The sequence below is a fragment of the Kribbella sp. CA-247076 genome (assembly GCF_050942445.1).
Taxonomy (GTDB): Bacteria; Actinomycetota; Actinomycetes; order Propionibacteriales; family Kribbellaceae; genus Kribbella.
Genome location: NZ_CP192051.1, coordinates 7,148,228 through 7,169,318, shown reverse-complemented (window position 1 = coordinate 7,169,318; position 21,091 = coordinate 7,148,228). Strand labels below are relative to the sequence as shown.

The following is a 21,091-nucleotide window of genomic DNA, read 5'->3' as shown; positions in this document are numbered from 1 at the left end:
GCTCCTCATGCTTCGATCACCATCGCGAGGCCCTGGCCCACACCGATGCACAGCGTGGCCAGGCCGTAGCCGCCGCCGCGCCGCTTGAGCTCGTGGACGAGGGTGGTGAGAATCCGGCTGCCCGAGCTGCCGAGCGGGTGCCCGAGCGCGATCGCGCCGCCGTTCACGTTCACCTTGGCGCGGTCCAGCTCGGGCCACTGACCGAGACAGGCCAGGCTCTGCGCGGCGTACGCCTCGTTGAGCTCGACCAGCGTCAGGTCGTCCCAGCCGATCCCGGCCTTGCGCAACGCCGTCCGGGACGCCTCGACCGGGCCGATGCCGAAGTACTGCGGATCGACCGCATGGACCGCCCGGCTGACGATCCGGGCCATCGGCTCGATGCCCAGCCGGCCGGCAGCCTGCTCGCCCGCGATCAGTACCGCGGAAGCGCCGTCGTTCAGGGAGGAGGCGTTGCCCGCGGTGACGGTGCCGTCCGGCCTGAAGGCCGGCTTGAGGCGGGCCATGATCTCCGGCGTACCACCGTCGCGGATCGACTCGTCTCTCGTCAGCGGCGGCCCGGCGACGTCGAGGCGTTCCCACGGGACGAGTTCCGCGTCGAACGCACCGGCTGCCCACGCCTTGGCCGCCTTGTCGTGGCTCTCCAGCGCGAACAGGTCCTGCGCCTCACGCGTGATGTGGTGCAGCTCGGCGAGTCGCTCGGTCGCCTCGCCGAGCGAGATCGTCCATTCCCCGGGCATCTTCGGGTTGACGAGCCGCCAGCCGAGCGACGTCGACTCCGCGGCCAGGCTGCCGTGCGGGAAGGCGCGGTCCGGCTTCGGCAGCACCCAGGGTGCGCGGCTCATCGACTCGACGCCGCCGGCCATGACCAGGTCGGCGTCGTTCGTCTCGATCGCCCGGGCCGCCTGGACGGCTGCCTCCAGACCGGACCCGCACAGCCGGTTGACCGTCGTACCGGGCACGCTCGTCGGGAAGCCGGCCAGCAGCGCGGCCATCCGGGCGACGTCGCGGTTCTCCTCGCCGGCGCCGTTCGCGTTGCCGAGGAAGATGTCGTCGAGCTCGGCCGGGTCGAGGCCGGCGCGGGTCGCGAGTTCCTTCAGCGTCGCGGCGGCCAGGTCGTCGGGTCGTGCGGTCGCCAGGACGCCGCCGAGTTTGCCGACCGGTGTCCGGACGGCGTCGAGGATGTAGGCGGATTTCATCGGGTCGCTCCTTCGGGCCTGGTGCCTGCCCAGGCGCGGATCAGGATGTCTTCGGCGTCGAAGACCCGGCCGGCCGCGCGCGCCTGGTCCTCGGTCAGGCCCAGCTCACGGAGACTGGTGGGCAGACCGGTGCTCGCGACCAGGTCGTACAGGCCGGCTGCCAGGTCCGCGGTCTGGAGTGCGTGCTCGAGCCGGGCCTTCGCCCGCGGCACCGCGGTCGACTTAACCCTGGTGACCTGAGGGAGGACTACGGCGTGGGTCTCGGCGTGCGGCAGGTTGTACGTGCCACCGAGGTGATGGCAGATCTTGTGATGCAGGTCCGAGCCGGCACTCGCGAACGCCGAGCCGGCGAGGCAGGCGCCGTACATCAGGTTGCTCCGCGCCTCCAGGCTCGGCTGCTCGAGCACCTGGCGCACTCCGGCGGCGAGCGCACGGGCTCCTTCGACCGCTGTGGTCTCGGTGATCGGATCAGCCTTGGGCGTCCACACCGCCTCGACGCAGTGCGCCAGGGCGTTCGCCACGCTCGCGGCCGTGACCTTCATCGGCAGGTGTTCGGTGAGGACCGGGTCGTAGACGACCGTCTTCGGCAGCACTCTGAGATCGGTCCCGGTGGTCTTCCCGTCCGCGGACGTCTCGCCCCAGACGGGTGTCATCTCCGAGCCTGCGTACGTCGTCGGTACTGCGAGGATCGGGACTCCGGTTGTCAGCGCGACCGCCTTGGCCAGCCCGATCGCGGAGCCGCCTCCGATCGCGATCAGGCCGTCCGCCTCGACCTGGCGCGCCTTGTCGCGGGCGCTTTCCGCGACGTCGGTGGGCACGTGCTGGGTCACCCCGTCGATCCGGCCGGCGAACCGGTCCTTGAGACCGATCTCCACCACGTCCGCTGCGTCCCTGGCTGATCTGGTTGCTATCAGCAACACTCGTCGTACCTCGAGCAGTCCGGCCTCCTCGGCCACGCGGTCGAGCGTCCCGGCGCCGAGCAAGACGCGGCCGGGGAGAGAGGTGTGGACGAATCCGTCCGCCGGCTCAGGCATCGATCGGCTCCCGGTTGCGCAGACTGCGGAGAGCGGTGAGCTCCGTGTCTGTCGGCGGATCGACCTCTTTGATGCTGTCGGCAACCTTCAGTGGCCAGCCGGTCGCCTGCTTCGCCTGGTCGACGGTCACCCCGGGATGCAGCCTGGTGAGTGTGAGCTCGTTGGTCTCCGGATCGGGCTCGAGGACGCCGTGGTCGGTGATCACCAGCGTAGGGCCGGCGCCGCTGGCGTTGCGCTCGCGTCCGGTCGGGCCGTAGCCGACGGAGCTGACGAAGTCGATGTGCTCGACGAACGTCCGCGGCGACTGCTTGACGATGACGATCACCCGGCCGGCCGCGGCCGCGATCTCCGGCGCGCCGCCCGCGCCGGGCAGGCGGACCTTGGGATTGTCGTGGTCGCCGATCACCGTCGTGTTGAGGTTGCCGTACCGGTCGAGCTGGGCGGCGCCGAGGAACCCGACGTCGATCCGGCCCGCGCCGACCCAGTAGTTGAACATCTCCGGCACCGACACCACGGCCGTCGCCGTGGCGGCGAGGTCGTCGTCGCCGATCGACAACGGCAGCCGGCGTGGCTTGGCGTCGATCGCACCCGACTCGTATACGAGCCGGCAGTTCGGCGCGTGCGTCCGCCGAGCCAGGTTGGCCGCCAGGTTGGGCGGGCCGACGCCGACCAGGCAGACGTCCCCGTCGTGCAGCTCCCGCGCAGCCGCCACATTCATCATGTCGGCGCTGTCCCAGGTCTTGGCGGCGCCGTCCCGGGTCGCGGCGCCGTCCCGGGTCGCGGCGCCGTCCTGGGTCTCGGCGCGCTCCCGGGTCGCGGCGCTGTCCGGCGTCTGTGCGCTTGTCGCGGTCTCAGGCATGGGCGCTCACCTCCTCGGCGGCCGGCAGGCCGTTCTCCCGGGCCCACGCGAGGAACGCCGCGCGGTCCCGCGACACCGTGTCCCACCGCTGGTAGAAGTCGTTGTCGCGCACGGAGTACCCGGCCGCGTACGACGGCCACGCCCCACCCGGTACGACGCTCACCGCCGACAGCACCCAGTTCGGCAGGACGACCGCACCGGTCCGCTCCGGGAACTCGTCCACCACCTCTTCGACGGTGACGATCGCCCGCTCCGCCGCCAGCACAGCTTCCCGCTGTACGCCGGTGATGCCCCACAACATGACGTTGCCGTCCCGATCCGCCAGTTGCGCGTGGATCACCGCGACATCCGGATTCACCGCCTTCACCGCGGCCAGCTCCTCACCCGTGAACGGGCAGGTGACCCGGCTGATGATGTCCCGCTGCTCCTCCAGGTCGGTGCCCCGATATCCCCGGAGTACGGCGAACGGGAGCCTGGCGGCACCGGCGACGTACGCGTTGGCGAGGCCGGCGTGGCTGTGCTCGTGGACGACGAGCCGGTGCGGCCAGTGCCGCTCCACGGCGTCGCGGAGCCGGTGGAGCGAGCCGACGCCCGGGTTGCCGCCGTACGAGAACACCAACTCGTCCGCGACCCCGAGCCCGATCAGCTGGTCGTAGACGAGGTCGGGCGTCATCCGGACGAGGGTCAGGTGCCGGCGGCCCTGCCGGGCGATCTCGTGGGCGGCTGCGAACGGGATGAGGTGGGTGAAGCCTTCGAGGGCCACGGTGTCGCCGTCGTGCACGTGCGCCGCGATCGCCTCGCCGAGTGGAACTGGACTGGGCATGCGCTGCTCCGCTAGGATTTCGCTGAGCGAAAAGTTCTTCTTTCAACGAAAAGGCTAGCCGATGGTTGGTGAGGCGTCCACAGGGACGTTCCTGCAGGGGCTCGACCGCGGGCTCGCGGTGATCCGCGCGTTCTCGGCGGACGCGCCGTCGCTGACGCTGAGCGAGGTCGCCCGCGACGTCGGGATCACCCCGGCGACGGCGCGCCGGATCCTGCTCACGCTGTCCGAGCTCGGGTACGTTCGCAGCGACGGCCGTCGGTTCTCCCTCACCCCGCGGGTGCTCGCGCTCGGCTGGGCCTATCTGTCCTCACTGGACTTCGGCGAGATCGCCGGGCCGTTCATGGAGGAGCTGAGCGTGAAGACCCGGGAGTCCTGCTCCATAGCCACCCTCGACCTGCCCGACATCGTGTACGTCGCCCGCGTCCCCACCAGCCGGATCATGACGGTCGCGCTCGGGGTCGGTGCCCGGCTGCCGGCGTACGCCACCTCCATGGGCCGCGTGCTCCTGGCCGGCCTGCCCGACGACGAGCTGACCGACTATCTGTCCACGGTGAAGGCCGAGCCGCTGACCGATCGCACGGTCACCTCCGCGGACGGGCTTCACGAGGTCGTCGATCGTGCCCGCGTGGACGGCTACGCCCTGGTCGACCAGGAGCTCGAGCTCGGCCTCCGCTCCATCGCCGCCCCCATCCGCAACGCCCGGGGCCGGACGATCGCCGCTCTCAACGTCTCCGCCCACGCCTCGCGCTCGACCGCCACCTCGCTGCGCACCGAGGTCCTCCCGCACCTGCAGTCGACCGCCGCCCACATCACCACAGCCCTGACCCACCGCGGCCACCTCTGACCCGCTTCCGGTCGAGCACCACGGGCGGGCGCGGGCCGAGCGAGCGATCCCAGGCAGCGGTCGAGGTGGGCACGACTGAGCACGGGCTCAGTGCTTCAGCTTGGCGAGGATCTCGAGGTAGTGCGGGTTGTTCATGATGCCGATGAGGTTGCCGAAGGGGTCGGCCACCAGGGCGGTGCGGAAGCCGGAGTCGCCGCCGCCGCGTTCGGTGATCGGCTCGATCAGGGTGGCGCCGTGGGCGAGCAGGTGGTCCAGCTCGCCCTCCAGGTCGTCGACGTGCCACTGCATCACCGCGCCCGCCGGGCTGCCGACCGGGTGGGTCGCGTACTGGGCGTCGATGATCCCGAGCTCGCACTCGTAATCGCCGAAGCGCCACTCGAGGTACGCCGGTGCCTCCTTGGTCGGGAACGCGTAGTACGGCTCGAGGCCGAGCACGGTGGTGTACCAGTCCCGCGCGGCGTTCAGGTCGGCGGCGTAGAAGCTGACGGTGGCGAATCCTCGCATCATCTCGGTGGTCCTTCCTCGGTGTTTCCCGGTTGGTGACCACCACGATTCCAGTCAAAGTGCTCACCGAATGAGCACTTTGACCGGCCCGTCGAATCAGTCCGTCTGGGTCACCTTTCGCAGCCCGCGCGGCGCGTCCGGGTCGAGGCCGAGCTTGCGCGCGAGCGACTCGATCGCCCGCTGCGCGGGGATCACCAGGGCCAGTGGCGCCAGGGTCTCCGGCAGGTTCGGGCCGGCCAGGTTCACGTCGCAGCGGCTCGCGAACGTGGCGTCGCCGCCGATGCCGAGAATCTTGCTGCCCTTCTCGCGGACGACACCGGCCAACTCGGTCATCCCGGGCAGCGCGGGCCCCTCGCCGGCTGCGACCAGGATCGTCACCAGGTCCGCGTCGACGACCGCGATCGGCCCGTGCTTCAGGTCGGCGTACGACAGCCCGCGCACCGGCTGCAGGCAGGTCTCCTCCAGCTTCAGCGCGACCTCGAGCGTGGTGCCGAAGGTCAGCCCGCGCCCGCTGGCCAGGACGTCGTGCGCCGCCGCGAGCAGCTCCGCGGCTTCCTCGACCGACCCTTCGAGCATCTGCGACGCCGCATCCGGAACGCGGGCGATGTCGCCGTCCAGCGTCCCCGGCTTCTGCGCGAGCGCGTCGACCGCGACGGTGATCGCCGCGAGCTGGGTCGTGTACGTCTTGGTCGCCGGTACGGCGAGCTCCTGGCCGGCCTGCGTGATCAGCGCGACGTCGGCGGTCGAGGCCAGCGGGCTGTTGCCGTCGTTGGTGATGCCCACGATCGCGGCACCGTTGCGCTTGGCCCACTCCGCGGTGTCGACGATCTCCTGGGTCGCACCGGACTGGCTGACCGCGACGACCAGCGAGTTCGAGAGGTCGAGGTTGGCGCCGTACAGGGTGGCCACCGACGGCGCGGCCAGCGACGCCTGCCGGCCGGCGTGGATCTCGGTCAGGTAGCGGCCGTAGACGCCGGCGTTGTCGGACGACCCGCGGGCCACGAAGATCACGTGCCGGCGCCCCGCCGCCAGCCGGGTGATGTCGTGCCGCAGTGGCAGGACGTGCTCGAACGTGGCCGCCAGCGCGGCCGGCTGCTCGGCGATCTCGCGCGCCATCTGGGTTTCGTCGGCGGGGACAGACACCACTGCGATCACTGGTCCTATCTGGTCTTAACAGGTATGCTGCGCACGATAGCAGTGAGCGACGTCCCGGGGCACCCCCGAGACCCGCCCAGGTCTGGAGGATCGAGATTCGATGGTGGCGACCAAGCGGGCCCAGGTCCGATCGGTGCTGGAACGGCTGATCGATGTCGAGCTGCACCCCGGGGACCCGATCCCCTCCGAGCGCGCGCTGGTGGACAAGTTGAACGTCTCCCGGGTGACCGTCCGGCAGGCGATCAGCGACCTGGTCGAGTCCGGCGCGCTGGAACGCGTGCACGGCAAGGGGACGTTCGTCACCGGTCCACAGGTCGACTCCCAGTTGCACCTGACCTCGTTCTCCCGGGAGATGCGCGCCCGCGGCCTGGAACCCGGCACGGTGGTGCTGTCGGCCACCGAGATCGAGGCCTCCGACGAGACCGCGAAGGGACTCCGGGTCGCCAAGGGCACCAAGGTGATCCGGGTCGAACGGCTCCGCACCGCCGATGCCTCGCCGATGGCGTACGAGGTCGGCTACTACCCGTCCGCGCTCTTCCCCGGCCTGCTCGGCCGCGAGCTCGGCACCCTGTACGACGTCTTCGCCAGCGAGTACGACGTCGTCGTCACCTCCGGGGAGCAGACCGTCCGGGCGGACAACGCCGACGGTCATGTCGCCCGGGTCCTCGGCGTGGCCAGGCGGGCACCCCTGCTGGTCCTCGAGCGCACCACCTTCGCCGGCCGCAAGGTCGTCGAACTGTCCTGGTCGGCCTACCGGGCCGACCGCTACCGGCTGCACATGGCCCTGACCCCGCGCGGCCCGAGGTCCGGCTCGGCCTGAGCCGGGTCCACGGACGTCATCGGGGCGCCACCAACTGGACCGGTCCTGTTCATCAACTGGTCTGCATCCCTGCCGAACACTCCCCGGCCACCTGGCCGGTCCGGCAGGCGGGCCGCCGGGTACGACGAAGTACCCGACGGTGATACTGGAGCTCAACCCACATGAACTGTGTTGTGAGGAGTACCGCGAGACATGCCTATTGCCACCCCTGAGGTCTACGCCGAGATGCTGGACAAGGCCAAGCAGAACCGCTTCGCCTACCCGGCCATCAACGTCAGCTCCTCGCAGACGCTGATCGCCGCGATCCGCGGTTTCGCCGAGGCGGGCTCGGACGGCATCGTCCAGGTCTCCACCGGCGGCGCCGAGTACCTGTCCGGCTCGACGGTGAAGAACATGGTCACCGGTTCGGTCGCGCTGGCGGCGTACGCGCACGAGGTCGCGAAGAACTTCGGTGTGAACATCGCGCTGCACACCGACCACTGCCCGAAGGACAAGCTGGACGGCTTCGTCCGGCCGCTGCTGGAGATCTCCGCCGAGCGGGTCGCCCGCGGCGAGAACCCGCTGTTCCAGTCGCACATGTGGGACGGCTCGGCCGTGCCGCTGGATGAGAACCTGGAGATCGCCAAGGATTTGCTGGCGAAGGCGGCCGCGGCGAAGATCGTGCTCGAGATCGAGGTCGGTGTCGTCGGCGGTGAGGAGGACGGCGTCGCCAACGAGATCAACGAGAAGCTGTACACCACCGTCGAGGACGGTCTGGCCACGGTCGAGGCGCTCGGCACCGGCGAGAACGGCCGCTACATCACCGCGCTGACCTTCGGCAACGTGCACGGCGTCTACAAGCCGGGCGCGGTCAAGCTGCGGCCGGAGATCCTCAAGGAGATCCAGGACCAGGTCGGCGCCAAGGTCGGCAAGGACCGCCCGTTCGACCTGGTCTTCCACGGCGGCTCCGGCTCGACCCTGGAGGAGATCCGGGCGGCGGTCGACAACGGCGTCATCAAGATGAACGTCGACACCGACACGCAGTACGCGTTCACCCGGCCGGCCGCGGCGCACATGTTCACCAACTACGACGGTGTGCTGAAGGTCGACGGCGACGTCGGCAACAAGAAGGCCTACGACCCGCGCGCCTGGGGCAAGCTGGCCGAGGAGGGCATGGCCAAGCGCGTCGCCGAGGCCTGCGAGAGCCTCCGCTCCGCCGGCACCTCCCTGAACGCCTGACGGTCGAAAGCGCACCAGCCGGTCCGGTGATCGACCACCGCGTCGATCACCGGACCGCTGCGTTCGGCGGTACCGCCTGTCAAGCGCTTGGTTAGGCCAGCCTATCCTTAGACGCATGCGCAAACTCCTTGCTGTGACGGTGGCGTGCCTCCTGGCGACGGCGGTCGCCTCCTGCGGATCCGATGCGGGCGCGGAGGCGGACGGCGCGGCGCCGTTCGCGAAGGTGGCGACGAAGTTCGGTGAGGTCTCGGTGCCGGCCGAGCCGAAGCGCGTGGTCGCGCTGGGCTGGGGTGACGCCGAGACCGCTCTCGCGCTCGGCGTACAGCCGGTCGGCGCGAGCGACTGGCTCGCGTTCGGCGGCGAGGGCGTCGGTCCGTGGGCGAAGGGCAAGTACCAGCAGGCACCGCAGTTGATCGGCACGCTGGAACCGGAGTACGAGAAGATCGCCGCGCTGAAGCCGGACCTGATCCTGGACGTGAAGTCCAGCGGCAAGCAGGACCGGTACGACACGCTCACGGCGATCGCGCCGACCATCGGCGTCCCGGAGGGTGGCGACTCGTACAAGATCAGCTGGAAGCAGCAGACCGAGCTGGTCGCCGCGGCGCTCGGCCGGGTGGACCAGGGCCGCGAGCTCATCGCGGCGACCGAGCGCAGGTTCGAGCAGGCGAAGTCCCAGCACCCCGAGTTCGCGGGGAAGACGATCACCCTCGGCGCCCGCACCAGCGAGGGGTACGGCGCGTACGTCAGCGGCACCGGCCGCGTGACCTTCGTCGAACTGCTGGGCTTCCGCAACAACCCGGCGATCCAGGCCAAGGCCACCGAGGACTTCTCCGTGCCGGTCTCGCGGGAGAACCTCGGCCTGCTGAACGCCGACCTCACGGTGATGACGCCGATCGGGGTCCCGGCGCGGCAGATCACCGAGGATCCGCTGTACCGTGCTGTGCCATCGGTGAAGGCCGGCCGCTCGGTCATCTTCGACGACAAGGTGATCAGCTCCGCGTTCGCCACCGACTCGGTCCTGTCCGTCGGCTTCGCGCTGGAGAAGGTCGTGCCCCTGTTCGCCACCGCACTACAGGCCGGCTGATGACGAGCGGAAACACCGCCGGGAAGCCGCCGCCGGACGAGCTCGAGCGGATGCTCGGTGAGCTCCAGCGCGCTGCAGATCTCACCGTCCCCTACGCACTGCGGACAGCGGTGACCCTCGGGCTGGCCGAGGAACTCGCGGCCGGCCCGCGCAAGCTTCCGGAGCTGGCCGAGGCCGTCGGGGCGCAGCAGGCCGGCGTGCACAAGGTCGTCCGGGTGCTCGCGAACGAAGGCTTCTTCGAACTGCAGGACGACACCGTCTCCTTGGCCGCTCGCGGGTGGGTGCTGCTGGAGGGGATCGCGCACGCGCGCCTCGACCACCGTCGGGGCTACTCCCGGATCGACGACGGCTGGCCTGGTCTGCTGCACACCGTCCGCACCGGGAAGTCCGGCTTCGAGCACGTCCGCGGCCGGTCGTTCTGGGCGGAGCTCGCCACCGACGAAACCCTCGTCGCCTCGTTCGACGAGCAGTTGGCGCAGTGGATGGCGCGCTGGGCCGTCGCCTCGGTCGAGGTGTTGCCGATCACCGCAGGCAACGTCGTCGACGTCGGTGGCGGCATCGGCCGGTTGCTGGCTCAGATCCTGCGGGCGAGACCCGAGACCACCGGAACGCTGGTCGACCTGCCGTCGACCGCCGCGCGTGCCGAGCAGTTGTTCGCCGAGCACGGACTGACCGAGCGGACCACGATCGCGGCGCAGAGCTTCTTCGAGCCGCTGCCCAGCGGGGGTGTGCTCTACCTGCTCGCGCAGGTCCTGCACGACTGGCCAGACGCGGAGTCGGTCGCGATTCTGCGAAGGGTCGCCGAGGCGGCCGGTGATGCTCCGATCGTCCTGATCGAACGGTTGACCGGCGACGTCGGCGACCACGTGGCGATCGACTTGTTGATGCACGTGCTCTTCGGCGCCGGCGAACGCAGCGAACAGGAGTTCGCCGCGTTGGCCACTCAGGCCGGTCTGACGCTGGTGTCGACCCGCCCGATCCTCGACGGCCTCTCCGCAATCGAACTCCGGCGGCACCCCGAGCGGTAGGCCCGTCATGGCCGGGCCCGGGCGAGGTCGAAGTGCCTGACCCCGGTACGGCGCGACGCTCGGGCAAAGCTCGCGCGGATCCGGTCGATGACAACCGCAGGCTCGGAGAGCTCGGGCCAGGAGATCCAGCAGGTCTCCAGCGGATCGGGCGCAGCCGGATCGGGGTGGAGCGCCTCGGCTTCCGGCTCCTCGTCGTCGGGCTCGGATTCCTCGCACCAGAAGGGAAAGCGCGGCTCGAACTCGACCACTGTCCGCTCCTCCGGGAACCACAGCGCCGCGATGTCGGGCCTGGTCGGCTCCGAGGGATCGACATCCGGAGGCGGTGCGGTCGACGGCGTGGGCAGGCCGGCCTCGGCGAGCAGTTGCCGGAGGCGGGACTCGGCGACCGAGGCGGACTCCGCGCAGGCTCGGGAGATCGTCGCCACCGCGCGCTCGTTGCCGTGGTCGGACACTGCCCGTTTCAGCGAGCGGTTGGTAACCAAGCCGGCGTACAGGGCCGCGTCGGTCAGCACGCCGGCGGGCGCGGCGGGTGAGGTCGAGGCGACCTCGACCACGGCGCGGGCCGGTGAGACCATCCGCAGCTTGTTCCAGATCTGGATGCCGGGGCCGACTGGGTCGCGGATGTGCCGGTGCACTCCGCCCACGCAGCCGCCCCTGCCTTGCGGCGACGTGACGTGCACGCGCGAGAGGTCGAGACCCCACAGCGGCAAGGCATGCAGCGCTGCCGCCGACTGGTGGCTCGCGAAGACCGCGGAGCCCCCGGTGCGGAGCACGCGGTACACCTTCCGCAGGTGCAGCACTTCATCGGTGACCAGCGTCAGCGCCCGGTGCGCGGCATAGGTGCCCGGCCGGATCCGGCGCCAGGCACCGGTCTCCAGCAACGAATCGATCTCCGGGTCGGGGTAGCCACACGCGCGCGCATCGGCACGGGTGAACACCCCGCCGCGGACAGCAGCCATCACGGCGAGTTGAGGGTTCATGCCCTAGAAAGTGCCGCGATCGGCCCCCCGATCCGAGCCTCACTTCAAAGCTGTGGACAGCCGGACGGAGGCATGAAAAAAGCTCGTCATGTTTGTATGACGAGCTCGGCGCGGGTTGGGACCCAGGGTTGCCAGAGGAGGGGCATGTCGGCCTCGGAGGGGGTGCGGTTGCCCTTCCGCTCGTTACAGGCGGCATGGGCGGCCACGGCGTTCAGCCACTCGGTGCGGCCGCCTCTGGACCTGGGTTGGACGTGGTCCATGGTGTCGGCGTTCTCGAGACCGCAGTACGCGCACCGGAACTTGTCCCGCCGGAGCACACCGTGCTTGCTGTACTTCATCCGGCCGGCCGCGTACCGCCAGTGCGTCACCACGTACCGCACGAGGCGCAGTACGCGCGGAACCGGAAAAGGGCCGATGGTCCGCTCTCCGTGCGCCTCTTCCACCACTGCGACCTCGCGGACCAGCATCCGGATGGCGTGCTGGATCGACACGGTGTGCAGCGGTTCGTACGACGCGTTCAGGACGATGACGCTCATCCGGTGCCTCCTTCCGGCCGTAGCTGGGAACCACGGCGGTTCGACGCAGGGTCTCAAGCATCCGTGGCCGATCGGTGAACGGTCAACGGATTTCGCCAGACGGTCACATGCCGGTTCGGCTGCGTGATCGGCGAAGATGTGCGTATGGAATTGAACAATCTGCTCTCAGGTCCACCCGAGACACTACTCCCCGTCGACCCGGCCGCGGCGGAACTCGCCGCCGGGGCCGCCGCGGTGGACGTCGCGGCCAAGTTCCCGACGTCGTCGCTGGCCTGGAGCGAGCTGGCCGAGGCCGCGCTCGCCGACGGCCGGACGATCGAGGCGTACGCGTTCGCCCGGACGGGCTACCACCGCGGCCTGGACCTGCTCCGCCGCAACGGCTGGAAGGGGCACGGCCCGATCCCGTGGGAGCACGAGCCGAACCGCGGGTTCCTGCGCTGCCTGGCCGTGCTCGGCAAGGCCGCCGCGATCATCGACGAGAAGGACGAGGCCGAGCGCTGCGCGACCTTCCTTCGCGACTCGTCGGCGACCGCCGCGGACGCGTTGAGCTGAAACCGGGTTGCCGGGCCGGTCGCCGGGCGGCATCATCCGTCCGGTGACCAGCCCCTACGCCCAGGACGGTTTCCGGGCCGGCTTCGACTGGGGGCCGGTCGGCGCCGAGGTCGTCGGCGGCGCCATCGGCACCATCGTCGCCGTCGTCGACGTGCTCTCGTTCACGACCGCGGTGACGGTCGCGGCGGACCTGGGGATCGAGGTGTACCCGTACCGCTGGCGCGACGAGACGGCCGTTGCCTACGCCAAGCAGTACGACGCCGCACTCGCCGTCGGCCGGTCCGAGGCAGGCCCGGGCGAGGTCAGCCTGTCGCCGGTGACCATCCGGCAGGCGCACGGGATCGAGCGCCTGGTGCTGCCGTCGCCCAACGGCTCGACGATCGCCCAGCAGTTGAGTGACAGCGGAGCGACTGTCCTAGCAGTGTCGCTGCGCAACCGGCAGGCGGCCGCGGACTGGGTCAACCAGCGTCTCGCCGAGGACCCGGAGCTGAAGGTCGTCGCGATCGCCGCGGGGGAGCGCTGGAAGGACGGCTCGCTCCGGCCGGCGGTAGAGGACCTGTGGGGAGCCGGTGGCTTCCTGAGCGCACTGGACACCGACAGCAGGTCGCCCGAGGCGAGAGCTGCGGCAGCGGCGTACGACGCGGTCGCAGAAGAGCTCCCGCGCCTGCTGCACGACTGCGCCGGCGGACGCGAACTCACGCAGTACGGCTTCTCACAGGATGTGACGATCGCGGCCGAGGTGGACGCGAGCCGCAGCGTGCCGGTGCTGCGAGACGGTAAGCTGATCCCGTCAACCTGAACCACGAGGTTCTGCCCGTTGACAGAGCCGGCAGGCGGCGCGCGTCCCCGCTTCCTGCCCAACATGGACGGTTGTAGGCGGATTTCGACGGACCGGTGAAGCTGGACGCCCACGGTCTGTCCCCGCCCCGACGGGCAGCGGAAGGTCTCACCGTGCCGGCTCTCACCGGACGGATCAACGCGCCCAGGACGAACTACGCAGCGGTACTGCGTACTCCCGGTGCGTGGAAGTTCTACCTGGCGGCCGCACCGGCTCGCATCGGTCTCGCCATGACCAGTCTGGGCATCGTCTGGCTGGTCCACGGCTCTACCGGCTCGTACGCCGTGGCCGGCAGTGTGACCGGTGGCTTTGCGGTCGCGGAGGCGCTCGCGGGTCCACAGGTCGCCCGACTCATCGACCGCTTCGGCCAGACCCGCATGCTGCCGATCACGCTCCTGGCCCATGCGGCTTCTGTCGTGCTGCTGATCGGCGTGACCGTCACTCACGCGCCACTGTGGACCCTTGTCACGGCAGGAGTGCTGGCAGGCGCTTCACTCCCACAGGTCGGCGCACAGACCGGAGCGCGCTGGTCACATGTTCTCCGCGGCAGCCCACTGCTCTCATCAGCCTTCGCCCTGGAGGCGCTCGGGGTCGGCCTTGCCTTCATGGTCGGTCCGGCGCTCATCGGCACAGTCAGCTCGATCACCAGCCCGGTGGTCGGCACCGTGCTGGCGACGAGCCTGGTGCTGGTGGGCGGATTCTCGTTGGCAGTGCAGCGCAGTACGGCGCCACCGCCGGCCAAGCGTGATCACACCAAGCGTCCGGAACGTCTGCTGCGCAAGGCCTTTCTGGCACTGGTCGCCACGAACATCGGGATCGGCATCTTCTTCGGCAGCATGCAGGTCGCGGTCACGGCGTACGCCGTCGAGCGGGGGACTCCGTCGTTGGCCGGACCGCTCTACAGTGTCACGAGTCTGGTCGGCCTGGTCGCCGGATTCGCCTACGGGGCCAGGCGTTGGCGTCTGCCTGCTCGCAGTCAGTTCGTCCTCGCCCTGACGGCGCTCATGGTCAGCACGATCCCGCTGCTGGCTGTCGAAACGCCTCTGGCCATGGGGATCGCGCTGGCGTTGCCGGGGCTGGCCATCGCGCCGATCCAGACGCTGTCAGCAGTCCTGGCGGAGTCGGAGGTCGAATCCAGTGTCCTCACTCAGGCGTTCACCTGGATCAACTCGGGCAGCGCGGCCGGCATCGCGGTAGGAGCAGCTGCAGCGGGCCGAGTGGTTGACACGCACGCGGCCCACTACGGCTTCGCAGTAGCGCTCGCAGCCACGCTGGTCGCTACGGCGGCGGCTGTGGTGGTGAAGGTCAGCGGTAGGTGATCTGGCGTTCCGCGGCGGCGCGGGCGGCGTACTCGGCCGGCGTGAGGCCGATCTGCTGCTTGAACTCCTTGGAGAAGTGCGCCTGGTCGAAGTACCCGAGTGATGCCGACAGCTCGGCCAGCTCGGCAGCTTCGCCCTGCGCGAGCAGCTCGGCGCCGTCGTGGAGGCGGTAGCGACGCAGGACCCATTTCGGGCCGACGCCGACGTACCGCCGGAAGAGCCGTTGCAGTGTGCGGATCGGGACGTCGAAGCGCTCGGTGATCTGGTCGACGCGGGCCACCGAACGGTCCGCCGCCATCGTCGTGACGATCTCCCGGACCAGCTCGTACGACGGGTCCGGCGGCGCGAGGTGGTCGCGCAGGAACGCCTCGAACACCGCGCGACGCCGTACGTCGGACTCCTCCGCGAACATCAGGTCCGCGAGCCGTTCGCCGTCCGGGAACACCGCGGTCAGCGGCAGCACCTGGTCGCTCAACGACGCGACGTCCAGACCGGTGACCGCGCCGAACCCGCCCGCCCAGAACTTCACCCCGAACACCCGCCCCCGACCGACCAGTTCGCGCTCGAACTTGCGCGTGCAGACGCCGTTCACGAACGCGCCGCCCGGCTGCTCGAAGGACACGTTGACGCTCGGGAACGGCAGCACCTCGGCGGTGTACGGCTCGTCCAGGTCCCACTCGACGATCCAGTACCACTCCACGAACCGGCCGACCTCGGGACCGGCGGCAAGGCGGCTCAGCGAACGGTGCCGGGCCTGCTCGCGCGGATGCAGGATGCCCTTCTCGCTGTCGGACGGCGTGGTCACACTGGCTGTCGCTTTCTTACAAGACCGGTACGGCGGCCCGGACGTTGACTGAAGGGCATGACGACGAACACGGACGGAAACACTGTAGTGCGGCCCATCCCCGACGGTTATCACTCACTGACGCCGTACCTCGCCGTACCGGACGGACCGAAGGCGATCGAGTTCTACCAGTCGGTGTTCGGGGCCGAGGTGATCAGCCGGCAGGACCTGCCGGACGGGCGGGTCGGACAGGCGGAGCTGAAGTTCGGGAACTCGATGCTGCAGCTGAGCGACCAGATGCCGCAGATCGGGCTGCGGGCGCCGAACGGCGAGTGGGTGCACTCGTCGCTCGTGCACTACGTGCCGGACGTGGACGCGACCTTCGCGAAGGCGGTCGAGGCGGGCGCGACCCCGGTGGAGGAGGTGCAGACGTTCATGACCGGCGACCGGTACGGCACGGTGATCGACCCGTTCGGGCACCGGTGGGCGATCCTGACGAAGGTCGAGGACGTGTCCCGCGAAGAGGCGGATCGCCGGGTGAAGGAGTGGCTCGCGTCCAACCCCTCGGACCTGCAATAACCCCGCAGGAACGAGGAAGCGGCCCGCCGGAACCGTCCCCTGCGGCAGTTTCGGCGGGCCGCTGACTAAGAGTGTGCACGCGATCACGGAAAATGGCAACCCGTTAGGTGATGAAACCTATACTTCAAGTGAGCGCTTCAGCCCTGTGGACGGTGAGCGGGCCGGTGGACCGGATTCCGGTAGGCTTTGGTCGCAAGAGCTCGGATGCGTCGCCGGATGAATGTCCGGTGAACGTCTCCGGGCTTCACCGTTTCCAGCGTCCGGTCGTCGCGGCATCGTGAGGTCGTCGGCCGGCGCGTGAAGAGGAGGGCTGAGATGCCCGCAATCGTGCTCGTCGGCGCCCAGTGGGGCGATGAGGGCAAAGGCAAGGCGACCGATCTGCTCGGCAACACCGGCGAGGTCATCGACTACGTGGTCAAGTTCAACGGCGGCAACAACGCCGGCCACACGGTCGTGATCGGGTCCGAGAAGTACGCGCTGCACCTGCTGCCGAGCGGCATCCTCACCCCGGGCGTGACGCCGGTGATCGGCAACGGGGTCGTGGTCGACCTCAGTGTGCTGTTCGAGGAGCTGGACGCGCTGCAGGCCCGCGGAGTGGACACGTCCCGGCTCGTCGTCAGCGCGAGCGCTCATCTGATCCCGCCGTACAACCGGACGCTCGACAAGGTGACCGAGCGGTTCCTCGGCAGCCGGAAGATCGGCACCACGGGCCGTGGCATCGGGCCGACGTACGCGGACAAGATGAACCGGATCGGCATCCGGGTGCAGGACCTGTACGACGAGAAGATCCTCGAGCAGAAGGTCACCGGCGCGCTGGAGCAGAAGAACCAGCTGCTGGTGAAGGTGTACAACCGGCGCGCGGTCGAGATCGCCGAGGTGCTGGACGAGCTCCTCGGGTACGCCGACCGCCTCAAGCCGCTGGTGGCCGACACCAGCCTGCTGCTGAACAAGGCGCTGGACGACGGCAAGACCGTGCTGATGGAGGCCGGCCAGGCGACGCTGCTGGATGTGGACCACGGGACGTACCCGTTCGTCACGTCGTCGAATGCGATCTCCGCAGGTGCCTGCACCGGCTCCGGCATCCCGCCGACCCGGATCGACCGCGTGATGGCGGTGGTGAAGGCGTACACCACCCGCGTCGGCGAGGGTCCGTTCCCGACCGAGCTCCTGGACGCGGACGGCGAGTGGCTGCGGCAACAGGGCGCCGAGTTCGGTACGACGACCGGCCGCCCACGCCGGTGCGGTTGGTACGACGCGGTCATCGCCCGGTACGCCGCCCGCGTCAACGGCGTCTCCGACTTCGTCCTCACCAAGCTCGACACGCTGACCGGCCGGGAGAAGATCCCGGTCTGCGTCGCGTACGACGTCGGCGGCGTACGGCACGACGAGATGCCGATGACCCAGACCGACTTCCACCACGCGGTCCCGGTCTACGAGGAGTTCGACGGCTGGTCCGACGACATCTCCGGCTGCCGCACCTTCGAAGACCTCCCCAAGGAGGCCCAGGCCTACGTCCGCGCCGTCGAGTCCCACAGCGGAGCCCGAATCTCCGCCATCGGGGTAGGCCCCGAACGCTCCCAAATAGTCCAACTCTGACAGCGCCGGCTGCCGGCCGCCTCGCGCGGTCGGCAGGGTGTCAGCGGCCGATGAGGGGGAGGTCTCGGATGAAGGGGGCTTCGCGGAGGTCTTCGAGGGTGGGGCGGTTGTTGAGGTCGGGGGTCTGGATAGGGGTGCGGGCCCAGGTGGAGCCGGCGCCCTGGGTGGCGTTGTAGAAGGTCAGGGCGCCGACGGCCAGGAGTACGGCGGCGACGGTGGCCGCCAGCCAGCGCGGGCGGAAGGCGGTGCGGGCGGCGATGTGGGCGCCGCGTCGAAGTGAACTGCCGCCGGGGCCCCACCATGCGAAGAAGAGCGCGGTGAAGGCGGCGCTGCCGAAGCCGACGGCGGACAGCGGGCGCCACTCGAGGCCCTGGGCGGTCGCGGCGAGACCGGTGACGATGCCACCGACGACCACGCCCGAGAGCACCGGGAGGATCAAGCAGGGCAGGGTGATCAGGGATGCGGTGACGAGTTGCAGCGGCGTGGAGGCTGCTGCGACCACACCGTCCGAGCGACCGGCGCGGCCCCGGAGCTGGCGGCGGCGCATCATCGCGGTGCTGGAGCGGTCGACCGTCCGCGCGATCACGAACAGCACGATGGTCACGAGCGAGCCGAGGCCGGGGTAGAGCGCGACGAGGCCGGTCAGCGCGACCATCAGGCCGACGACCACCGCCGTGCGCTTGCCGGTGGCGGCTGGTTTCGCTTGGTACGGCGTACTGTCGCGGCGCTCCTGCTGCTGCGGCGGGCTTGGCTGCCGGTACGGCGCCGGCGGCTGACTCTGGTACGGCGCTTGGCCCTGGTACGGCGCTTGGCCGTGGTACGGCGCCTGATCGTGGTACGGCGCTGGGTTCGAGTACTGCGCCGGCGTTGGCTGACTGTGGTACGGCATCGGCTGGCTCTGGTACGGCGACGTCGATGGGGACGCGTAGCCCGGAGAGCCCTGGTATGGCAGCGGCATCGCGGCAGGCGCGGCCGCATTCGGTGCCGGACTGTAGGTCGCCGGATGCACCCCAGCCACAGCCCCGGCAACCCCACCACCAGCACCACCGACACCAGCACCGCCAAACCCAGCGCCCTGAGCGCCCGCAGCCCCAGCGCCGAAGCCAGCACCAGCGGCACCAGCCCCAGCCCCAGCACCCGCTCCTCCGGCAGCCGCGGCTGCCTTCCGGGTGGCGGCCGCGTCGCGGAGCTTGTCGCGGATCGGCGCAAAGGCGGACAGCGGCGGAATCACCGGAGGCACCAGTTGCGCCACATCCGCCGGCGACGGACCGTGCCCAGCAAGGGCCGGCTCGTCGTCCTCCGGCATGACGCGCGTCATCTGCGCGGTTTGCGCGCTGAGTTGGGCGGTCGGGGGAGCGACCACGAGTGTGGGCTTGTCACGCGGCGGCAGGGCGTCGCGGCCCTCGGCGTACCGGTTGAGGCCGGTCATGATCTCGTCCTGGGTCGGGCGGTCGCCCCGCGCCGGTGAGAGCGCCGCGGCGAGCAGTGGCTTCAGCCGCGGGTCCAGCCCGTCCAGGTCGGCCTGTCCGTTGTGTACTCGCGCCAGCACGGCCTCGAACGGGCCCTTGCCGAACGGTCGCCGTCCGGTCGCCGCGAACGCGACCGTGGCTGCCCAGCCCCACCAGTCCGCGGACTCCGACACCGTCTCGCCCTCGATGAGCTCCGGCGCCAGGTAGCCCGGCGTACCGATCACCAGACCGGTCTGCGTCAGGCGCAGGTCGTCGGCGGCCTGGGCGATGCCGAAGTCGATCATCACCGGCCGGCCGTTGAACATCATCACGTTGCCCGGCTTGAGGTCGCGGTGGATCACTCCGGCTTGGTGGATCGCCTGCAGCGACTCCGCCAGACACCCGGCCACCGGCAGCCACTTGCGCGGGGTCAGCGGTCCGCGCTCGTCGACCTGCTCGTCCAGCGGCCGGCCCGGCACGAACCGGGTCACAAGGTACGGCTGGTCGCCCTCCAGGTCGTGGTCCAGGATGCCGGCCACACCGGGGTGGCTCACTTTCTGCAGTGTGGTCGCTTCACGCTGCAACCGGGCCCGCGCGATGGGGTCGTGAGCGACGTGCGGCCGCAGCACCTTGAGCGCGACCTCCTGGTGCTCGGGCCCCTCGGCCAGGTAGACGACGCCCATGCCGCCCTGACCGAGCCGCCGGATCAACCGGTACGGCCCGACCCGCTCCTCCACCTCCTCCACCGGTGAGGAAGGCGGTCCCCCTGTCACTGACATGCCATCTACGGTACGTCGGCAGCAGACCAATCAACCGTGATGACGTCGGAGGTAATCGTCCGACTTCTCCCCGTGCCCGAGTCTGGAGTCACCCGAACAGAGGAGACCCACTCATGAAGCACTACGCGATCGCCAACCTCCGCAACGTCCGGCTCGGCCCGGGCATCGTCGAGTACCTGGAACGCATCGACGCCACGCTGGCGCCGTACGACGGTCACTTCATCGTGCACGGCGGCGAGCCGGAGTTCATCGAGGGCACGTGGGACGGCGCGCTGATCGTGATCGAGTTCCCCGACTACGACAGCGCGCGTGGCTGGTACGACTCGGCGGCGTACCGCGGGATCCTGCACCTGCGGACGGACAACTCCGACGGGGTCGCGATGATCGTCGAAGGCGTCGACCGGAGGCACAAGGCCACCGACGTACTGGGCTGATCCCGATGGCCAGATCCTTGGGAAAGGCGTCCGGTCAGTCACTGGTGGGCCGGCGCCGCGGACGGTTGGGTTGAGCCATGCGAATCGAGATGCTGGTGTTCGAAGGTCTGGACGAGTTGGACGTGCTCGGGCCGTTCGAGGTGTGGAGTCATGCCGCCAAGCGGACCGAGCTGGAGGTGGCGCTGGTCGGGCTCGACGGTCCGGCCGAGGTGACCGGGCTCCACGGACTGCAGTTCAAGGCGCCCGAAGGACTCGGTACGCCGGACGCGCTGCTCGTGCCCGGTGGCGGCTGGATGAACCGGGCCGAGAAGGGGGCCTGGGCGGAGGCGCGGCGTGGGGTGATGCCGGCGCGGATCGCCGAGCTCGCGCCCCAGCTCCGCTTCGTCAGTGCGGTGTGCACCGGGTCGATGCTGCTGGCCGAGGCCGGGTTGGTGAAGGGGCGGGCGGCGACCACCAACCGCAGCGCCTGGGCCGAGCTGGAGGCGTTCGGCGCCGACCTGAAGACGAACCGGGTCGTCGACGACGGCGACCTGGTCACCGCCGGCGGCATCACCTCCGGGATCGACCTCGCGCTGCACCTGGTCGAGCGCGAGTACTCGGCCGAGATCGCGGACGGGATCGCGGCCACCCTCGAGTACACCCGGGACCGCGATCTCCATCAAGTTGCTGCAGGCAACTGAA

The 21,091-nt window shown here is 70.0% G+C and carries 22 protein-coding genes; 12 read left to right on the top strand and 10 right to left on the bottom strand.

The annotated features are described in order from the left end of the window. Window positions 1–5: 5 nt before the first annotated feature. The 4 genes from ACQPYZ_RS34230 to ACQPYZ_RS34215 are packed head-to-tail and all read right to left on the bottom strand — an operon-like array spanning window position 6 to window position 3,912. Window positions 6–1,196 carry a thiolase family protein gene (locus tag ACQPYZ_RS34230; protein WP_433163310.1) on the bottom strand — a complete coding sequence of 397 codons (1,191 nt, stop codon included), beginning with the start codon at window positions 1,194–1,196 and terminating at the stop codon, window positions 6–8. Continuing rightward, the gene (locus ACQPYZ_RS34225; RefSeq protein ID WP_433163308.1) at window positions 1,193–2,230 is read right to left on the bottom strand and encodes a maleylacetate reductase; all 1,038 of its coding nucleotides are present in this window, start codon (window positions 2,228–2,230) and stop codon (window positions 1,193–1,195) included. Before ACQPYZ_RS34225 ends, ACQPYZ_RS34230 begins: the two co-directional genes overlap by 4 nt. Beyond that, window positions 2,223–3,089 carry a CoA-transferase subunit beta gene (locus tag ACQPYZ_RS34220; RefSeq protein ID WP_433163306.1) on the bottom strand — a complete coding sequence of 289 codons (867 nt, stop codon included), beginning with the start codon at window positions 3,087–3,089 and terminating at the stop codon, window positions 2,223–2,225. Before ACQPYZ_RS34220 ends, ACQPYZ_RS34225 begins: the two co-directional genes overlap by 8 nt. Further along, window positions 3,082–3,912, bottom strand: coding sequence for a CoA transferase subunit A (locus ACQPYZ_RS34215; protein WP_433163305.1), 831 nt, complete (start codon window positions 3,910–3,912; stop codon window positions 3,082–3,084). The genes ACQPYZ_RS34220 and ACQPYZ_RS34215 overlap by 8 nt, the downstream gene beginning before the upstream one ends. 61 nt (window positions 3,913–3,973) lie before the next feature. Here ACQPYZ_RS34215 and ACQPYZ_RS34210 point away from each other — a divergent pair, with 61 nt between their 5' ends. Then, the gene (locus ACQPYZ_RS34210) at window positions 3,974–4,756 is read left to right on the top strand and encodes an IclR family transcriptional regulator domain-containing protein (RefSeq protein ID WP_433163303.1); all 783 of its coding nucleotides are present in this window, start codon (window positions 3,974–3,976) and stop codon (window positions 4,754–4,756) included. Window positions 4,757–4,843: 87 nt separating this feature from the next. On the opposite strand, the gene ACQPYZ_RS34205 is transcribed toward ACQPYZ_RS34210, so the two are convergent. Further along, on the bottom strand, window positions 4,844–5,263 hold the full coding sequence (locus ACQPYZ_RS34205; protein WP_433163301.1) for a VOC family protein: 420 nt from the start codon (window positions 5,261–5,263) through the stop codon (window positions 4,844–4,846). Window positions 5,264–5,356: 93 nt separating this feature from the next. Further along, window positions 5,357–6,376, bottom strand: coding sequence for an SIS domain-containing protein (locus ACQPYZ_RS34200; RefSeq protein ID WP_433163299.1), 1,020 nt, complete (start codon window positions 6,374–6,376; stop codon window positions 5,357–5,359). Between the two features lie 139 nt (window positions 6,377–6,515). Here ACQPYZ_RS34200 and ACQPYZ_RS34195 point away from each other — a divergent pair, with 139 nt between their 5' ends. The 4 genes from ACQPYZ_RS34195 (at window position 6,516) to ACQPYZ_RS34180 (ending at window position 10,565) form a co-directional block, all read left to right on the top strand. After that, window positions 6,516–7,235: a GntR family transcriptional regulator gene (locus tag ACQPYZ_RS34195; protein WP_132156117.1), complete on the top strand. Its 720-nt coding sequence runs from the start codon at window positions 6,516–6,518 to the stop codon at window positions 7,233–7,235. Window positions 7,236–7,427: 192 nt separating this feature from the next. Continuing rightward, the gene (gene fbaA, locus ACQPYZ_RS34190; RefSeq protein WP_433163296.1) at window positions 7,428–8,453 is read left to right on the top strand and encodes a class II fructose-bisphosphate aldolase; all 1,026 of its coding nucleotides are present in this window, start codon (window positions 7,428–7,430) and stop codon (window positions 8,451–8,453) included. A 115-nt stretch (window positions 8,454–8,568) separates the two neighbouring features. Next, window positions 8,569–9,537, top strand: a complete 969-nt coding sequence (locus ACQPYZ_RS34185; protein ID WP_433163295.1) for an iron-siderophore ABC transporter substrate-binding protein — start codon at window positions 8,569–8,571, stop codon at window positions 9,535–9,537. Further along, window positions 9,537–10,565 (top strand): methyltransferase, encoded by a 1,029-nt coding sequence (locus tag ACQPYZ_RS34180; RefSeq protein WP_433163293.1) that lies wholly within the window; start codon window positions 9,537–9,539, stop codon window positions 10,563–10,565. The genes ACQPYZ_RS34185 and ACQPYZ_RS34180 overlap by 1 nt, the downstream gene beginning before the upstream one ends. 5 nt (window positions 10,566–10,570) lie before the next feature. Here ACQPYZ_RS34180 and ACQPYZ_RS34175 read toward each other — a convergent pair whose 3' ends face one another. Both ACQPYZ_RS34175 and ACQPYZ_RS34170 read right to left on the bottom strand, forming a co-directional pair. Then, window positions 10,571–11,545, bottom strand: coding sequence for a type IV toxin-antitoxin system AbiEi family antitoxin domain-containing protein (locus ACQPYZ_RS34175; protein ID WP_433163291.1), 975 nt, complete (start codon window positions 11,543–11,545; stop codon window positions 10,571–10,573). A gap of 86 nt (window positions 11,546–11,631) precedes the next feature. Then, a complete protein-coding gene (locus ACQPYZ_RS34170; protein WP_433163289.1) occupies window positions 11,632–12,081 on the bottom strand; it encodes an HNH endonuclease in 450 nt (149 codons plus the stop codon). A gap of 144 nt (window positions 12,082–12,225) precedes the next feature. Between ACQPYZ_RS34170 and ACQPYZ_RS34165 the strand changes: the two genes are divergently transcribed. The 3 genes from ACQPYZ_RS34165 (at window position 12,226) to ACQPYZ_RS34155 (ending at window position 14,790) form a co-directional block, all read left to right on the top strand. After that, window positions 12,226–12,633 carry a DUF3151 domain-containing protein gene (locus ACQPYZ_RS34165; protein ID WP_433163287.1) on the top strand — a complete coding sequence of 136 codons (408 nt, stop codon included), beginning with the start codon at window positions 12,226–12,228 and terminating at the stop codon, window positions 12,631–12,633. 43 nt (window positions 12,634–12,676) lie between these two features. Next, window positions 12,677–13,432, top strand: a complete 756-nt coding sequence (locus tag ACQPYZ_RS34160; protein WP_433163285.1) for a 2-phosphosulfolactate phosphatase — start codon at window positions 12,677–12,679, stop codon at window positions 13,430–13,432. Window positions 13,433–13,584: 152 nt separating this feature from the next. Next, a complete protein-coding gene (locus ACQPYZ_RS34155) occupies window positions 13,585–14,790 on the top strand; it encodes an MFS transporter (protein ID WP_433163283.1) in 1,206 nt (401 codons plus the stop codon). On the opposite strand, the gene ACQPYZ_RS34150 is transcribed toward ACQPYZ_RS34155, so the two are convergent. Further along, window positions 14,777–15,595 (bottom strand): AraC family transcriptional regulator, encoded by an 819-nt coding sequence (locus tag ACQPYZ_RS34150; protein WP_433163281.1) that lies wholly within the window; start codon window positions 15,593–15,595, stop codon window positions 14,777–14,779. The genes ACQPYZ_RS34155 and ACQPYZ_RS34150 overlap by 14 nt on opposite strands. A 57-nt stretch (window positions 15,596–15,652) precedes the next feature. Here ACQPYZ_RS34150 and ACQPYZ_RS34145 point away from each other — a divergent pair, with 57 nt between their 5' ends. Both ACQPYZ_RS34145 and ACQPYZ_RS34140 read left to right on the top strand, forming a co-directional pair. Beyond that, the gene (locus ACQPYZ_RS34145; RefSeq protein ID WP_433163280.1) at window positions 15,653–16,153 is read left to right on the top strand and encodes a VOC family protein; all 501 of its coding nucleotides are present in this window, start codon (window positions 15,653–15,655) and stop codon (window positions 16,151–16,153) included. A gap of 315 nt (window positions 16,154–16,468) precedes the next feature. Then, on the top strand, window positions 16,469–17,749 hold the full coding sequence (locus tag ACQPYZ_RS34140) for an adenylosuccinate synthase (protein WP_433163279.1): 1,281 nt from the start codon (window positions 16,469–16,471) through the stop codon (window positions 17,747–17,749). A gap of 40 nt (window positions 17,750–17,789) precedes the next feature. Here ACQPYZ_RS34140 and ACQPYZ_RS34135 read toward each other — a convergent pair whose 3' ends face one another. Next, a complete protein-coding gene (locus ACQPYZ_RS34135; protein WP_433163278.1) occupies window positions 17,790–19,976 on the bottom strand; it encodes a protein kinase domain-containing protein in 2,187 nt (728 codons plus the stop codon). Between the two features lie 113 nt (window positions 19,977–20,089). Between ACQPYZ_RS34135 and ACQPYZ_RS34130 the strand changes: the two genes are divergently transcribed. Both ACQPYZ_RS34130 and ACQPYZ_RS34125 read left to right on the top strand, forming a co-directional pair. Beyond that, on the top strand, window positions 20,090–20,410 hold the full coding sequence (locus ACQPYZ_RS34130; RefSeq protein WP_433163277.1) for a DUF1330 domain-containing protein: 321 nt from the start codon (window positions 20,090–20,092) through the stop codon (window positions 20,408–20,410). A 77-nt stretch (window positions 20,411–20,487) separates the two neighbouring features. After that, entirely contained in the window at window positions 20,488–21,090 is a 603-nt protein-coding gene (locus tag ACQPYZ_RS34125; protein WP_433163275.1) for a DJ-1/PfpI family protein, read from the top strand. Window position 21,091: the final 1 nt, after the last annotated feature.